Below are 13,384 nucleotides of genomic sequence, written 5' to 3'. Positions count from 1 at the left end.
CTTCATCTCTATTAACATTGCTAACAGAACTTACACAGCACCGCTTGTAGCAATTCAGAATGACACAACGCTAAAGTGTGATTCGTGTCACATAAAAATTTTCTGATAATGTAACTTTCATTATTGAGGGTGAAATCAGTCACATAATTCTGCTGCTTGCTCACGTAGAGTGGCGCGCACATCCCTTATCAATCAGGAGTCTGTTATGGCCCAATCTGACGTTTTCCATCTTGGCATCACTAAAGCTGACCTTAAAGGCGCCACACTCGCCATCGTCCCGGGCGATCCTGAGCGCGTGAAGAAAATCGCGGCGCTGATGGATAATCCTCAGCATTTGGCTTCGCACCGTGAATTCACCACTTATCTGGCTGAAGTGGAGGGTAAACCAGTGGTCGTTTGCTCAACCGGTATCGGCGGACCTTCAACCTCAATTGCTGTAGAAGAACTGGCGCAACTTGGCGTGCGCACCTTCCTGCGTGTCGGCACCACCGGCGCGATTCAGCCGCATATTAATGTGGGTGATGTGTTGGTTACCACCGCATCTGTACGTCTTGATGGCGCCAGTTTGCACTTTGCTCCAATGGAATTCCCGGCGGTTGCCGATTTCACCTGTACCACCGCGCTGGTGGCGGCGGCAGAAGCCTGCGGCGCGAAAACTCACATTGGTATTACCGCGTCTTCCGACACCTTCTATCCGGGCCAGGAACGCTACGACACTTTCTCTGGTCGCGTGGTTAATCGCTTCAAAGGATCGATGGAAGAGTGGCAACAGATGGGCGTTCTTAACTATGAGATGGAATCCGCTACACTGTTAACCATGTGCGCCAGTCAGGGACTGCGTGCCGGCATGGTGGCTGGCGTCATCGTGAACCGTACGCAAAAAGAGATCCCGGATGCTGCGACCATGAAGCAGACCGAAAGTGATGCGGTGAAAATTGTGGTTGAAGCCGTGCGTCACTTAATTTAGTGCGCCATTCAAGGGACGAATTCGAGACCAGGCTTATAGGGAGCTCAGCAATTGCCTGATTAGAATGCGCGCAATTTCAGCCAATACTGAGAAATTTCTTATGCGCAAAACGGTTTCTGTCCCTCGTCCTAATTTCATGAGCAATCCCGCTGCTGCGCAATCTCGCGTTGAAGGTGCAGCAGCGCGTTTCCGCCAGGCAATGGCGGCCAGCAATTTTCCACTCGCCCGCCAGTGCTGTGAAGAAGTACTGCGCGTGATGCCTAACAACATGCAAGTGCTGAGCGATTATGCGCTGACATTGATGCGCACCGGCGAATACAAAAAATCCTACAAAATTTACCAGAAGATCTATCAGGCTCCTGCCGCGCAGCGTGCGCAAGCATCGGAAACCTGGCTGGATGGCTTAACCGAAGTGTGTGGTTGGCTGAATAAGCAGGATGAAGTGGCACGCTATGGCCGCGAATCCTTAGAATTATCAGACGCGAAATTCAGTAAAGGCCCGAAAGTTGCTTTCCCTTCCGAAACGCCACCGCCGATCAATCGTAGCAATCCAGCGGAAAACATCATCTCCTTTAGTTTGTATGGCGGCCAGCCACGTTATTGCGAAACGCTGATCAAGAACATTGAAGTGGCGCGCGAACTCTATCCTGATTGGATTTGCCGCATTTACCTTGACGACAGCGTGCCGCAGCACGTTTGGCAGCGTTTGCAGCAGTCGAACACGCAGTTGGTCGATATGTCGCAGGAGAAAACCATCTTCCCAACCCTGTGGCGTTTCCTGGTAATGGACGATGCCAGCGTAAAACGCTACATCGTTCGTGATGCCGACTCATTGTTGTCTGAGCGCGAAGTGGTGGCGGTGGATGCTTGGCTGAATTCTCCTTGCTGGTTCCATCATATGCGTGATTACTTCTCGCACACCGAATTGTTGCTGGCTGGCATGTGGGGCGGCTGCCACGGCGTGTTCCACAATGTTGAACAGCAGATGCGCGACTTTATTGCCCAGTATGAAGGCAGCGAGCGTTTTACCGATCAGTACTTCCTCAAAGTGGCGCTGTGGCCAACGGCGCGTGAAAGCCTGCTGAGCCATGACGATATTTTCCATTTCCATCACGCCCAGCCGTGGCCGGCACATCAACCGATTCGCTGGCAAACCGACAGCTTCCACGTCGGCAGCAATGCCGGTTTTGCCAGCATGGCCGGTAAAATCGAAAATGTTGAAAACGACTGGCAGCAAGTTGAAATCACTTATGATGGGCAAAGTTGGACCTATCCAGCACGTATTCATAGCGCCACCAACGAATGGGTGCTGCCAATGCCGTTCTTCCTGATTGATGCGTGGAAAGCCGGGGATTTAACGGTGAAAGCGCTTTAATTCTTCTGGACATTTATACAGTGCCACTCTACCTTTTCCCTCAGCGAGACGATCCACGGGGGGAATTATGGATCAGCAACTTATCATCAGCGGCGCGCTGGCGCTGGCCGGTTTGGGCATTGGTTGGATCATTGCTCAATTGCGTGCCGGCCAGCAGCACGCCAGCTTCATCACCGAGCGCCGGTTGTTGGAAGAGGCGCAGCAGCGCCAGCAGCAACAGCTCGAACAGTTACAACAGCAAATTCAGCAGCGCGAACAAGAGCTTCGCCAATTGCACGGCTCGTTGAGCGGTGCGCAAGAGCGTTTGCAGCAGCTTGATTATTGGCGTGGCGAAAGTGAGCAACTTAGCCGCGAATTGCGTAATCAGCTCGAAGTAAACAGCGCACAAGAAGCTGAATTGCGTGAAGTCACTATTCGTCTTGAAGAGACGCGTTTTGGCGCTGAAGAGAAGCAGCGTCTTCTAACCAACAGCGAACAACGTCTCAGCGCGCAGTTTGAAAATCTTGCCAACCGTATTTTCGAAAACAGCGGCAAGCGCGTTGATGAGCAAAACCGCCAAAGCCTCAATAGCCTGATTGGTCCGCTACGTGAACAGTTGGATGGTTTTCGTCGTCAGGTGCACGACAGTTTTGGCCTTGAAGCCAAAGAACGTCACACGTTGACCCACGAGATTCGCCAATTGCAGCAGTTGAATGCGCAGATGGCACAAGAAGCCGTCAACCTTACTAAAGCGCTGAAAGGCGACAATAAGATTCAGGGCAACTGGGGCGAAGTGGTGTTGAGCCGCGTGTTAGAGGCTTCAGGATTACGTGAAGGCTACGAATATCAAACACAAGTCAGCGTGCAGTTGGAACAGCAGGGCAGAATGCAGCCCGATGTGATTGTGCGTTTGCCGCAAGGCAAAGATGTGGTGATTGACGCCAAAATGACGCTGGTGGCATACGAACGCTACTTCAACGCCGACGATGAAGCTACGCGTGAGCAGGCGATCCAGGAACACGTCAATGCCATGCGCGGACACATTCGTTTGTTAGGACGAAAAGATTACCAACAATTGCCCGGTTTACGCTCGCTCGATTATGTGTTGATGTTTATCCCGGTCGAACCGGCGTTTCTGCTGGCGATCGATCGTCAGCCAGAATTGATCAGCGAAGCGTTGCAGCAAAACATCATGTTGGTAAGCCCAACCACGCTGCTGGTGGCGCTGCGTACCATCAACAATCTTTGGCGTTATGAACATCAAAGCCGCAATGCGCAGCGTATCGCCGATCGGGCAACGCGCTTGTATGACAAGATGCGGCTGTTTGTCGATGACATGAGCGGCATTGGCCACAATCTCGATAAAGCGCAGCAAAGTTATCATCAGGCGATGAAAAAACTGTCAGAAGGGCGCGGCAATCTGATTGCGCAAAGTGAAGTCTTCCGCTCGCTTGGCGTCGAGATCAAACGGCCGATCAATCCGCAATTAGTCGAGCAGGCGCAGCCGGAAGAGGCGGATGAAGATTGGGCAGACGATCGCGAATCGGATGAAAACGTTGCAGATTCAGCCACGTCTTCTCTGCGCCGCATCAACGAATAGCACGGTGGTCGCGTGCTCGTGTAGCGCGACTCTGATACACTTCGGCAAGAATTGTTTGTGGAACAGGTAAAACCGATGGCAGATGAATCACAGCAGGAAACTACCCATTTTGGCTTCCAGACCGTCGCGAAAAGCGAAAAGGCCGATAAAGTTGCAGACGTGTTTCACTCCGTCGCAGCAAAATATGACCTGATGAACGATTTGATGTCGTTTGGCATCCATCGTGTCTGGAAGCGTTTTACCATTGACAGCAGCGGCGTGCGCCGCGGTCAACGCGTGTTAGATCTGGCGGGCGGAACCGGCGATCTCACGGCAAAATTCTCTCGCTTGGTAGGCGAAACCGGCCAGGTTGTGCTGGCAGACATCAACAGCTCAATGCTGAAAATGGGCCGCGAAAAGCTGCGCAATCTTGGCGTGTCCGGCAATGTGAGTTATGTCCAAGCCAACGCCGAAGCGCTGCCGTTCCCGGATAACTATTTCGATTGCATCACCATCTCTTTCGGCCTGCGTAACGTAACCGAAAAAGAGAAAGCGTTGGCGTCGATGTTCCGTGTGTTGAAGCCAGGTGGACGTTTGCTGGTGCTGGAGTTCTCCAAACCGCTGCTCGAGCCGCTGAGCAAAGCTTACGATACTTACTCCTTCCACATTCTGCCGCGTATTGGTCAATTAGTGGCGCAGGATGCGGAGAGTTATCGCTATTTGGCGGAGTCGATTCGTATGCATCCCGATCAGGAAACCCTGAAAGCGATGATGAATGACGCAGGCTTTGAAAATACCACTTACTTCAACATGACTGGCGGTATTGTCGCGCTACATCGCGGATTTAAATTCTAATTCATCATGACTTTAACTCCCCTCATTACCGGCGGTCTTGAGACCGCCTTGAACCGTGTTCTCTATCGCGATCGCAGCCTGAAAACCGCACGCCAGCGTTTGGCGGGCAAAGTGTTGATGCTGCGTCTGCAAGAGCTCGATTTCCCGTTGGTGCTGGTGTTTAGCGAATCGCAATTAGATGTGCTGAGTGATTGGCAGGACAGCAGCGACTGCACGGTAAGTTTGCGCATCAGCACCTTGCCAAAACTGCGCGATCGCCAACAACTCACCAGCTTGATTCGCAGCGGTGAGCTGGACGTCGAGGGTGATCTGCAGGTGGTACAGCAATTCTCTGCGTTGATGGATCTTGCCGAACTCGATCCGGCGGAATATCTGGCACCGTGGATGGGCGATATTGCTGCGCAGGGCGTCAGCCAGGCCGCGCAACAGGCGCTTAAATTCGTGCAGCAGCAGGTGACGCGCCGCCAGGATTATCTCGGTCAAGTATTGACCGAAGAGTGGCGTGTCGCGCCAGGTGCGCTGGAATTAGCATGGTTCTGTGAGGAAGTGGAAGCGATGGAACGTTCGCTCAATGCGTTTGACGCGCGTTTGGCACAGCTGGAGGCGAAATGACGCTGGGAGAAATTCGGCGCTTGTACTTCATCATCAAGATCTTTCTTACTTATGGTCTTGATGAACTGATTCCCCGCATGCGCTTCACGCTGTTGTTACGGTTGTGGCGGCGCTGCATCTTCTGGATCCCCAACAAACACAAAGACGCGACCGCTGGTGTGCGCATCCGTTTAGCGATGGAACAACTGGGTCCGGTGTGGATCAAGTTCGGCCAGATGCTCTCCACGCGCCGCGATCTGTTCCCGCCAGCGATTGCTGATGAACTGGCGGTGCTGCAAGATCGTGTCGCGCCGTTTGATGGCATCAAAGCCAAAGAGCAGATTGAAAAGTCGATTGGCGGCCCGGTAGAAAGCTGGTTCGACGACTTCGATATCAAGCCGCTGGCTTCGGCGTCAATCGCGCAGGTGCATACCGCCACGCTGAAATCCAACGGTCGTGCGGTAGTGATCAAAGTAATTCGCCCCGACATCCTGCCGGTGATCAAAGCGGATATGAAGCTGATCTACCGACTGGCGCGTTGGGTGCCGCGTTTGCTGCCGGATGGACGCCGTTTGCGTCCGGTGGAAGTGGTACGCGATTACGAAAAAACGCTGATTGATGAGCTGAACTTACTGCGTGAAGCGGCGAACGCCATTCAATTGCGTCGTAATTTCGATCAAAGCCGCATGCTGTACGTACCGGAAGTGTTCTCGGATTATTGCAGCGAATCGATGATGGTGATGGAACGCATTTACGGCATTCCCATCTCAGATATCGCTACGCTGGAGCAGCATGGCGTCAACATGAAGCTGCTGGCTGAACGCGGTGTGCAAGTATTCTTCACCCAAGTATTCCGTGACAGTTTCTTCCACGCCGATATGCATCCCGGCAATATCTTCGTTAGCTACGACCACCCGGAAGATCCCCAGTATATCGGCATCGACTGCGGCATCGTTGGCTCTCTGAACAAAGAAGATAAGCGCTATCTGGCCGAAAACTTTATCGCCTTCTTTAATCGCGATTACCGCAAAGTAGCGGAGTTACACGTAGATTCTGGTTGGGTGCCGCCGGATACCAATGTGGAAGATTTTGAGTTCGCCATTCGTACCGTGTGTGAGCCGATTTTCGAGAAACCGCTGGCGGAGATTTCATTCGGTCACGTGCTGCTGAACCTGTTTAACACCGCACGTCGCTTTAATATGGAAGTGCAGCCGCAGTTAGTGCTGTTGCAGAAGACCTTGCTGTATATCGAAGGCATTGGTCGTCAACTTTACCCGCAGCTTGATCTGTGGAAAACCGCCAAGCCGTTCCTGGAAGATTGGATCAAAGATCAGATCGGGATTCCCGCCATTATGCGGGCGGTGAAAGAGAAAGCGCCGTACTGGGCGGAGAAATTGCCGGAGCTGCCGGAACTATTTTACGACAGCATGCGCCAGCACAAATTATTGAAGCACAGTGTCGATAAACTCGTCACCGATTTAAACGTACAGCGAACACGCAATCATCAGGCACGCTATCTGTTCGGTGTAGGCGCTACACTGTTATTAAGTGGTACCGCTGTGCTGTTAAGTCGACCAGACTGGGATTTCTTCCCGGCACTTTTAATGGCCGCTGGCATCGTCACCTGGCTTATCGGCTGGCGCAAGACAAACTGATTGTTTGCCCGGTACAAATCGCGTAATGTCGCAAGTTAAAGCCCGAAATCATATGGGCTTTCTGTGCGTTACAATCAATAGTTTTTCACAGAATATTAGAGGCATATCTCATGGGCGGTATCAGTATTTGGCAATTGTTAATCATTGCCGTCATTGTTGTACTTCTGTTCGGTACCAATAAACTTCGCAACCTGGGTTCGGATTTAGGATCTTCCATTCGCGGCTTCAAAAAAGCCATGGGCGATGAAGACGATAAAAAGGATCAACCGAAAGAGCAGGACGCTGACTTTAACGCCAAAACTTTGGCAGACAAACAGCAAACCTCGGCGACTAAAGACGACGCCCGGAACGACAAGCAGGTATAACTGTGTTCGACATTGGTTTTAGTGAACTGGTATTGGTGTTCGTGATCGGGCTGATTGTGCTTGGCCCGCAGCGTTTACCGGTTGCGGTGAAAACCGTCGTTGGCTGGATCAGAGCCATTCGCTCGCTGGCCGCGAATGTACAAAACGAACTGGCGCAGGAACTGAAACTGCAAGAATTGCAGGACAGCCTGAAGAAGGTGGAAGAAGCAGGCCGCGGCACGCTGTCGCCGGAGCTGAAAGAGTCGATGGAAGAGCTACGCAAAACCGCCGACTCCATGAAGCGTTCGGTCCAGCAGAGCATCGATATCGAAAAAGAGGAAGATGAAGCCAACACCATTCATCAGACCACGCCAGCCGCAGCGCCACCCGCGACTTCTCCTGCGGTTACGCCTGCTGCTGCGGAACATCAATCCAGTGCACCAGCACAGGCTCCGCAGTCTAGCGATGTGACCTCTGAAGCAGAAACCCATCCTGTCGCCAGTGCTGCTGAAAGCACCGCGAAAGTCTCTCTTGTCAAAGATGAACGATAAACATGGCCGTTGAAGATACCCAACCCCTCATTAGCCATCTGATTGAGCTGCGTAAGCGTTTGTTGAATTGCATCATCGCTGTTTTAGTCATCTTTCTCTGCTTGGTCTATTTCGCGAATGATATTTACCATCTGGTTGCCTCACCGCTGATTAGCCAAATGCCAGCGGGTGCGAGCATGATCGCCACCGATGTGGCATCGCCTTTCTTCACGCCGATTAAGCTGACGATCATTGTCTCGGTGTTTCTTGCCGTGCCGGTGATTTTGTATCAGGTTTGGGCGTTTGTGGCGCCTGCGCTGTATCGCCATGAACGCAAGTTGGTAATGCCGCTGCTGTTCTCCAGCACGCTGCTGTTCTATGTCGGAGTGGCATTTGCTTACTTCATCGTGTTCCCGCTGGCGTTTGGCTTCTTCGCCAAAACCGCGCCGCAAGGCGTGACCATCGCGACGGATATCACCAACTATCTCGATTTTGTCATGACGATTTTCATGGCATTTGGCGTAGCATTTGAAGTGCCGATTGCGATTGTGCTGCTGTGCTGGACTGGCATTACTTCGCCGGAAGATCTGCGCAAGAAGCGTCCTTACATGCTGGTTGGCGCATTCGTCGTTGGGATGTTGCTCACACCGCCGGATGTTTTCTCGCAAACTTTGCTCGCTATTCCGATGTACTGCCTGTTTGAAGTCGGCGTATTCTTCTCCCGCTACTATGTGGGTAAAGGGCGCAAGGCTTCAGAGGATGAGGAACAGAACACCGAATCCTGATGTCCTTAATGCAGGGCCCCCGCAAAGTGGCGGGGCGATAAAGAAATCTAAGCCGCCCAATTGGGCGGTTTTTATTTGGGAGAAAACATGTTTGATATCGGTGTAAACCTGACCAGCACGCAATTCGCAAAAGATCGCGAGCAGGTTGTGAAACGTGCGCGCGAAGCAGGCGTCACCGGCCTGTTAATTACCGGCACCAACGCGCTGGAAAGCCAGCAGGCGCGCCAGTTGGCTGCACAACACGCAGGCTATTGCTGGTCGACTGCGGGCGTGCATCCGCATCATGCCAGCGAATGGTCAGCTGACACGGCGAATACATTGCGCCGCCTCGCAGAAAGCGAACAGGTGGTGGCGATTGGTGAATGCGGATTGGATTTCAATCGCAATCTCTCCGCGCACGATCAACAAGAATATGCCTTTGACGCGCAGCTCGCGTTGGCCGCTGAACTGCAACTGCCGGTGTTTTTGCATTGCCGTGAAGCGCACGATCGATTTGTCGCGGTGCTTGAACCGTGGCTGCCAAAACTGGTTGGCGCGGTGGTGCACTGCTTTACCGGCACGCGCGGTGAGCTGGAAGGTTGTTTGAAATTGGGCTTATCGGTGGGGATCACCGGTTGGGTCTGCGACGAACGTCGTGGCCTGGAATTGCGTGAATTGTTGCCGTTGATTCCGGCCGAGCGCTTATTGCTCGAAACCGACGCGCCGTATTTGCTGCCGCGCGATATGCATCCGCGTCCTACCTCACGCCGCAATGAACCGTGCTTCTTGCCACATATTGTGCAGCAAGTGGCGAACTGGCGTGGCGAAGCGGCGGAGACGTTGGGCGCGCAGGTTAATCACAACGCACGCCAACTGTTTAAACTGGCTTAGAGCTTACGGAACTGCTTGTTATCCACGCTGCGCATCACCTGTTTGTTCAGCATGTTTAGCAGTAACACAGAACGCGTTTCACCATCCGGCTCAGCAAAAATCGCGCGCAGTCCTTCAAATGTGCCATCGGTGATGATCACTTCATCACCGCTTTGCGGCGTTTCGGGATCAAGGACGATCTGCGGCGCGTCAGTTTGCAGCGCTTCGATCACATCATGCGAAACGGTCGCGGGCATGGTACCAAAGCGCACAAAGTGGCTGACGCCGCGCGTGCTGCTGATAGTGGTGGTGTGAATCGCTTCGGGATCGAATTCGATAAACAGATAGTTGGGAAACAGCGGCTCACTCACGGTGGTGCGTTTACCGCGCACAATCTTCTCCAAAGCGATCATCGGGCTGAGGCAATTCACCTCTTGCCGCTCAAGATGCTCCTTCGCGCGCAATAGTTGTCCACGTTTGCAATAGAGTAAGTACCAGGATTCCATAACTGCTCCCAAATAATGGACGCTAAGAATATCAAACCTGCTGACAGAGTTATAGCGCATCGGCCGCGTAAACCCGGCTGGGAAAATAATATCACTACGATTTTTCTGATTGCTGCACCTTTTTCACTGTTTCTTGTAAGAAAATTGACGGCTGATAACTATCTGTATCAGACTCCATCTCCATCTTTCGATTGAAATGGAGTGGCTGATGGAACTGTTTCTGTTAAGTAACGGCAAAGTGGCTGAAGATGCGCCGCTGTTGAGTTACGCCCATCCGCAGTTACACGCGATGATTGCCCAGCGCGGCATTACCTCGGCGGTATTGGTGCCTTACGCCATCATTCGTGGCGACCATGCGCAACGCGCGCAGGATTTATCTACATCGCTGGGCATTAAAGTGCGCACCGTGCACGACTTTGCTTCGCCCGTTGCCGCGATTGAACAAGCCGAAATGATTTTGGTCAGTGGCGGCAACACCTGGTTCCTTAACCAAATGCTGCACGAGCATGGCTTGATCGTTGCCATTCAGCGTGCGGTGCGTGAACGCGGCGTGCCTTATGTCGGTTGGAGCGCCGGTTGCAACGTGGCAACGCCTTCCATTCGTACCACCAACGATATGCCGGTGCGCAGCAGCGTAGTGCTGCCCGCGTTGGGCTTGTTCCCGGTGCAAATCAACCCTCATTATCTTGATGCGCACGTCAGCGGCCATATGGGCGAAACACGTGATGAACGACTGGCTGAGTTTTGCGCCGTCAATCCACACGAATCGGTGATTGCGCTGCGTGAAGCCAGCTTCCTGCATGTCAGCGAAAATCGCCTGCGTTACTACAGTGCGCGCGGCGAGGATTTCAAAGTGTTCCGCCACGGCGAGCCGATTGCCGCTTATCACGATGTTCTGGCGATTCAGTCGCTGGTGCCGTTTTCCTGTCAGCCCGCCTGACGCAGAAACCTCAACATGCCAGCGGACAAGCGCTTTATAATGGCGCTTCACTCTGGCCGGAAAGCTAACGCCGCATGAAATATCAGGATTTACGAGATTTTCTCTCCTTGCTGGAACAGCGTGGCGAGTTAAAACGCATCACTCAGGAGATCGATCCTGAGTTAGAGATGACCGAAATTGCCGACCGCACGCTGCGTGCCGGCGGCCCAGCGCTACTGTTCGAGAACCCAAAAGGGTACGACATGCCAGTGCTGTGCAATCTGTTCGGCACCCCAAAACGCGTGGCGATGGGCATGGGCCAGGAAGAGGTCAGTGCGCTACGTGAAGTGGGCAAACTGCTGGCGTTTTTGAAAGAGCCGGAGCCGCCAAAAGGTTTCCGCGATCTGTTCGATAAAATGCCGCAGTTCAAGCAAGTGCTGAATATGCCGACCAAGCGCCTGCGCAATGCGCCGTGCCAGGAAGAGATTTTCAGCGGCGAGGAAGTCGATCTGTCGCGTATCCCGGTAATGAAATGCTGGCCTGGCGATGCCGCGCCGCTGATTACGTGGGGATTGACTGTCACTCGCGGCCCGCATAAAGAGCGGCAAAATCTGGGTATTTACCGCCAGCAGGTGATCGGCAAGAATCGCGTGATCATGCGCTGGCTGTCGCATCGCGGCGGCGCGCTGGATTTCCAGGAGTGGTGCAAAGCGCATCCAGGCGAACGTTTTCCGGTAGCGGTGGCGCTGGGTGCCGATCCCGCCACCATCCTCGGCGCGGTAACGCCAGTGCCGGATACGCTGTCGGAATATGCCTTTGCCGGTTTGCTGCGTGGCAATAAAACCGAAGTGGTGAAGTGCATCTCTAACGAGCTTGAAGTGCCCGCCAGCGCCGAAATCGTGTTGGAAGGGTACATCGAGCCGGGCGATATGGCGCCGGAAGGTCCGTACGGCGATCACACTGGCTACTACAATGAAGTAGATAGTTTCCCGGTGTTTACCGTGACGCACGTAACGCAACGTCGCAACCCGATTTATCATTCAACCTATACCGGCCGCCCGCCAGATGAACCTGCGGTGTTGGGCGTGGCGTTGAATGAAGTGTTGGTGCCGATTCTGATCAAGCAGTTCCCGGAAATTGTCGATTTCTATCTGCCGCCAGAAGGATGTTCTTATCGCCTGGCGGTGGTGACCATCAAGAAACAGTACGCTGGCCATGCTAAGCGTGTGATGTTTGGCGTTTGGTCGTTCCTGCGCCAGTTCATGTACACCAAGTTTGTGATTGTATGTGATGACGACGTTAACGCGCGCGACTGGAATGATGTGATTTGGGCGATTACCACGCGTATGGACCCGGCGCGCGATACCGTGTTGGTTGAGAACACGCCAATAGATTATCTCGACTTCGCCTCGCCGGTTTCCGGTTTAGGCTCGAAGATGGGACTTGATGCCACCAATAAATGGCCTGGCGAAACCACGCGCGAGTGGGGCACGCCGATTGTTAAAGATCCGGCTGTAACCGCGCGCATTGACGCCATTTGGGATGAGTTAGCCATCTTTGCCGAGCCGCCGCAGCGCTAACGGCGGCAGACCAATTAGACCCGAAGAAAAAGGGAACGCATGACAACGTTAAGCTGCAAAGTAACTTCGGTTGAAGCGATTACGGATACGGTTTTCCGCGTCCGCTTGATTCCAGCTGCGGATTTTAGCTTCCGCGCAGGGCAGTATTTGATGGTGGTGATGGATGAGCGTGACAAGCGCCCATTTTCGCTGGCTTCCACGCCGATGGAAAAAGACATCATTGAGTTGCACATCGGCGCGTCGGACCTCAATCTCTACGCGATGGCGGTGATGGATCGCATCAAAAACGATCGCCAGATTACCGTCGATATGCCGCACGGCGATGCTTGGCTGCGCGAAGATAGCGATCGTCCGATCATTCTGATTGCAGGCGGCACCGGCTTCTCTTACGCACGTTCGATTCTGCTAACCGCGCTGGCGCAGAAGCCCGATCGCGAGATCGCCATTTATTGGGGCGGCCGCGAGTTAATGCATCTGTACGATTTGGATGAGCTGAACGCGCTGGCGGTGAAGCATCCCAACTTGAAAGTGATCCCGGTGGTTGAACAACCAGCGGACGATTGGACGGGTCGCAGCGGTACAGTGTTGACGGCGGTGATGCAGGATTATGCCTCACTCAGCGAGCACGATATCTATATTGCCGGACGTTTTGAGATGGCGAAGATTGCACGTGAACGTTTCTGTGCCGAGCGTGGTGCGCTAGAAGCGCAGATGTTTGGCGATGCGTTTGCGTTTATTTAACGGTATTGAGGTCACCATAAAGGTACAAACCGGCCACATGGGTAACACTTTAGACCGGGCACATGGGTAACAGTTATAAACGGCATAGCAGAGGAGACTCACTATGCCCTGGACTGAGAAAGTATCCAT

At 53.3% G+C, this 13,384-nt stretch carries 14 protein-coding genes; 13 read left to right on the top strand and 1 reads right to left on the bottom strand.

Features of this window, described 5'->3' with window-relative positions:
* Positions 1 to 205 precede the first annotated feature (205 nt).
* The 10 genes from udp to tatD all read left to right on the top strand — a co-directional run bounded on the left by udp (position 206) and on the right by tatD (position 9,530).
* Positions 206 to 967 (top strand): uridine phosphorylase, encoded by a 762-nt coding sequence (gene udp, locus ACPUC7_RS14390; RefSeq protein WP_494923438.1) that lies wholly within the window; start codon positions 206 to 208, stop codon positions 965 to 967.
* 100 nt (positions 968 to 1,067) lie between these two features.
* Positions 1,068 to 2,342 (top strand): tetratricopeptide repeat protein, encoded by a 1,275-nt coding sequence (locus tag ACPUC7_RS14385; RefSeq protein WP_494923437.1) that lies wholly within the window; start codon positions 1,068 to 1,070, stop codon positions 2,340 to 2,342.
* A gap of 67 nt (positions 2,343 to 2,409) precedes the next feature.
* The gene (gene rmuC, locus ACPUC7_RS14380; RefSeq protein WP_494923436.1) at positions 2,410 to 3,921 is read left to right on the top strand and encodes a DNA recombination protein RmuC; all 1,512 of its coding nucleotides are present in this window, start codon (positions 2,410 to 2,412) and stop codon (positions 3,919 to 3,921) included.
* A gap of 75 nt (positions 3,922 to 3,996) precedes the next feature.
* Positions 3,997 to 4,755 (top strand): bifunctional demethylmenaquinone methyltransferase/2-methoxy-6-polyprenyl-1,4-benzoquinol methylase UbiE, encoded by a 759-nt coding sequence (gene ubiE / locus ACPUC7_RS14375; RefSeq protein ID WP_008105805.1) that lies wholly within the window; start codon positions 3,997 to 3,999, stop codon positions 4,753 to 4,755.
* Positions 4,756 to 4,761: 6 nt separating this feature from the next.
* Positions 4,762 to 5,367 carry a ubiquinone biosynthesis protein UbiJ gene (ubiJ, locus tag ACPUC7_RS14370; protein ID WP_494923435.1) on the top strand — a complete coding sequence of 202 codons (606 nt, stop codon included), beginning with the start codon at positions 4,762 to 4,764 and terminating at the stop codon, positions 5,365 to 5,367.
* Positions 5,364 to 7,001 (top strand): ubiquinone biosynthesis regulatory protein kinase UbiB, encoded by a 1,638-nt coding sequence (ubiB, locus tag ACPUC7_RS14365; protein WP_494923434.1) that lies wholly within the window; start codon positions 5,364 to 5,366, stop codon positions 6,999 to 7,001. Before ubiJ ends, ubiB begins: the two co-directional genes overlap by 4 nt.
* Positions 7,002 to 7,111: 110 nt before the next feature.
* Positions 7,112 to 7,366, top strand: a complete 255-nt coding sequence (gene tatA / locus ACPUC7_RS14360; protein ID WP_009127893.1) for a Sec-independent protein translocase subunit TatA — start codon at positions 7,112 to 7,114, stop codon at positions 7,364 to 7,366.
* A 2-nt stretch (positions 7,367 to 7,368) separates the two neighbouring features.
* Entirely contained in the window at positions 7,369 to 7,896 is a 528-nt protein-coding gene (gene tatB / locus ACPUC7_RS14355; RefSeq protein WP_494923433.1) for a Sec-independent protein translocase protein TatB, read from the top strand.
* 2 nt (positions 7,897 to 7,898) lie between these two features.
* Positions 7,899 to 8,660, top strand: a complete 762-nt coding sequence (tatC, locus tag ACPUC7_RS14350) for a Sec-independent protein translocase subunit TatC (protein ID WP_343553958.1) — start codon at positions 7,899 to 7,901, stop codon at positions 8,658 to 8,660.
* 87 nt (positions 8,661 to 8,747) lie between these two features.
* Positions 8,748 to 9,530 (top strand): 3'-5' ssDNA/RNA exonuclease TatD, encoded by a 783-nt coding sequence (tatD, locus tag ACPUC7_RS14345; RefSeq protein ID WP_494923432.1) that lies wholly within the window; start codon positions 8,748 to 8,750, stop codon positions 9,528 to 9,530.
* Here the strand turns inward: tatD and rfaH are convergent.
* Positions 9,527 to 10,015 (bottom strand): transcription/translation regulatory transformer protein RfaH, encoded by a 489-nt coding sequence (gene rfaH / locus ACPUC7_RS14340; protein ID WP_008105818.1) that lies wholly within the window; start codon positions 10,013 to 10,015, stop codon positions 9,527 to 9,529. The genes tatD and rfaH overlap by 4 nt on opposite strands.
* A gap of 208 nt (positions 10,016 to 10,223) precedes the next feature.
* On the opposite strand from rfaH, the gene pepE reads away from it, so the two are divergent.
* The 3 genes from pepE to fre all read left to right on the top strand — a co-directional run bounded on the left by pepE (position 10,224) and on the right by fre (position 13,255).
* Complete coding sequence (pepE, locus tag ACPUC7_RS14335) at positions 10,224 to 10,955, top strand: dipeptidase PepE (protein WP_494923431.1); 732 nt, start codon at positions 10,224 to 10,226, stop codon at positions 10,953 to 10,955.
* A 74-nt stretch (positions 10,956 to 11,029) separates the two neighbouring features.
* On the top strand, positions 11,030 to 12,514 hold the full coding sequence (ubiD, locus tag ACPUC7_RS14330; RefSeq protein ID WP_494923430.1) for a 4-hydroxy-3-polyprenylbenzoate decarboxylase: 1,485 nt from the start codon (positions 11,030 to 11,032) through the stop codon (positions 12,512 to 12,514).
* Positions 12,515 to 12,553: 39 nt separating this feature from the next.
* Positions 12,554 to 13,255: an NAD(P)H-flavin reductase gene (fre, locus tag ACPUC7_RS14325; protein ID WP_494923429.1), complete on the top strand. Its 702-nt coding sequence runs from the start codon at positions 12,554 to 12,556 to the stop codon at positions 13,253 to 13,255.
* Positions 13,256 to 13,384 lie beyond the last annotated feature (129 nt).

The organism is Pantoea sp. CFCC18179, assembly GCF_059412405.1.
Note: the sequence above shows the minus strand (reverse complement) of the source record. Positions and strands in the feature narration are given on the sequence as shown.

Bases quoted from the DNA above. Each gene is read 5' to 3' on its own strand.
- udp (WP_494923438.1), top strand. From the start codon at position 206: ATGGCCCAATCTGACGTTTTCCATCTTGGCATCACTAAAGCTGACCTT.
- ACPUC7_RS14385 (WP_494923437.1), top strand. From the start codon at position 1,068: ATGCGCAAAACGGTTTCTGTCCCTCGTCCTAATTTCATGAGCAATCCC.
- rmuC (WP_494923436.1), top strand. From the start codon at position 2,410: ATGGATCAGCAACTTATCATCAGCGGCGCGCTGGCGCTGGCCGGTTTG.
- ubiE (WP_008105805.1), top strand. From the start codon at position 3,997: ATGGCAGATGAATCACAGCAGGAAACTACCCATTTTGGCTTCCAGACC.
- ubiJ (WP_494923435.1), top strand. From the start codon at position 4,762: ATGACTTTAACTCCCCTCATTACCGGCGGTCTTGAGACCGCCTTGAAC.
- ubiB (WP_494923434.1), top strand. From the start codon at position 5,364: ATGACGCTGGGAGAAATTCGGCGCTTGTACTTCATCATCAAGATCTTT.
- tatA (WP_009127893.1), top strand. From the start codon at position 7,112: ATGGGCGGTATCAGTATTTGGCAATTGTTAATCATTGCCGTCATTGTT.
- tatC (WP_343553958.1), top strand. From the start codon at position 7,899: ATGGCCGTTGAAGATACCCAACCCCTCATTAGCCATCTGATTGAGCTG.
- tatD (WP_494923432.1), top strand. From the start codon at position 8,748: ATGTTTGATATCGGTGTAAACCTGACCAGCACGCAATTCGCAAAAGAT.
- rfaH (WP_008105818.1), bottom strand. From the start codon at position 10,015: ATGGAATCCTGGTACTTACTCTATTGCAAACGTGGACAACTATTGCGC.
- pepE (WP_494923431.1), top strand. From the start codon at position 10,224: ATGGAACTGTTTCTGTTAAGTAACGGCAAAGTGGCTGAAGATGCGCCG.
- ubiD (WP_494923430.1), top strand. From the start codon at position 11,030: ATGAAATATCAGGATTTACGAGATTTTCTCTCCTTGCTGGAACAGCGT.
- fre (WP_494923429.1), top strand. From the start codon at position 12,554: ATGACAACGTTAAGCTGCAAAGTAACTTCGGTTGAAGCGATTACGGAT.